Origin of the sequence: Streptomyces klenkii, from assembly GCF_003626645.1 — a bacterium.
Lineage (GTDB): Bacteria > Actinomycetota > Actinomycetes > Streptomycetales > Streptomycetaceae > Streptomyces > Streptomyces klenkii.
Genome location: NZ_RBAM01000206.1, coordinates 1 through 1,035 on the forward strand (window position 1 = coordinate 1; position 1,035 = coordinate 1,035).

At 73.8% G+C, this 1,035-nt stretch carries 1 protein-coding gene; it reads right to left on the reverse strand.

Features of this window, described 5'->3' with window-relative positions:
* Nucleotides 1-17: 17 nt before the first annotated feature.
* A partial coding sequence (locus tag D7231_RS37195; protein WP_199739554.1) for a phage portal protein occupies nucleotides 18-1,035 on the reverse strand: 1,018 nt, incomplete at its 5' end.

A 1,035-nucleotide genomic window follows, 5' to 3' on the forward strand; every position in this document is an offset into this window, starting at 1 on the left:
ACAGCACGCCTCCCTCTCTAGAGGTTGAACTGGAGTCGGCAGGTACAGCCCGCGATCTCGTCCACGCCCAGGCGGTGGTCGTGCGGCCACCGGCCCCGCCGCCCGCCGACGTCGAAGTCCTCGCGGATGCCCACGGTCTGGCCGTTCGCGGCGGCGTGCGACGCCCGCGGATTCGGGTCCCACACCCGCCACGTCTTCGTCCTCGCGCCGGCGTGCTTCGCGCCCTCGTGCGCCGCGAAGTTCGCCACCGTCGAGACGCGGGCCTGGGCCAGCACGCGGGCCCGCGCGGCGGTCATCTGCCCGAACATGTCCCGCACGGCCTCGCGGACCTCGGCCGGGGCCTGGGCGATACCGATCGCCGTCCCGAGGTCGTTGATCGTGGTGGCGTTGACGTTCGCCGCCGTGGACGCCGCGCCCGCGGCCAGGTAGGACACGGTCTCCGAGGCGGCGAACGCACCGCCCAGCTCGACCGCCGTGCTCTGCCCCACCTGCTCGGCCAGGCCGGAGGCGAGCCGGAACAGGATCGCGGCCAGCTCCTCGTTCGCCGAGGCGGCGTCGATCAGCTCCTGGGCGCTCGCCTCCGGCCGCAGCTCCAGGGCGGCCAGCACCTCCGCGCCCTGCGCCTCGAAGTAGTCCGAGATGGCCTCGTAGTGCCGGGTGACCCACGCCGCCAGCGTCTCCAGCGAGGGGGACTCGGTCTCCTCCGCCCGCCGCACGGGCGCGGGCCGCGTGCGCTGCGCGGGCGGCGCCGCCGACCCGGCCGGGACCATGTTCAGCGGCACCAAGTAGTCGTCTCCACCCGGGATCGGCGGCTCGTCCTCCTCGGCCCGGATGTCGTTGGGCGACTTGAACCCCCACTGGCGGCCGATCGCGTAGGCGGCGTACCGGGTGGCCAGGTCACCGCGCAGCAGCCCGCCGGTGTTGAACTTCAGGTACAGGTCCGGGGCGGCGAGGAGGCGCTGCGCGGTGCGCTCCAGCCGCGTCAGCCACGGCGTCAAGCTGTAGATCACGTAGCCCAGGGACTGCTGCTCGATG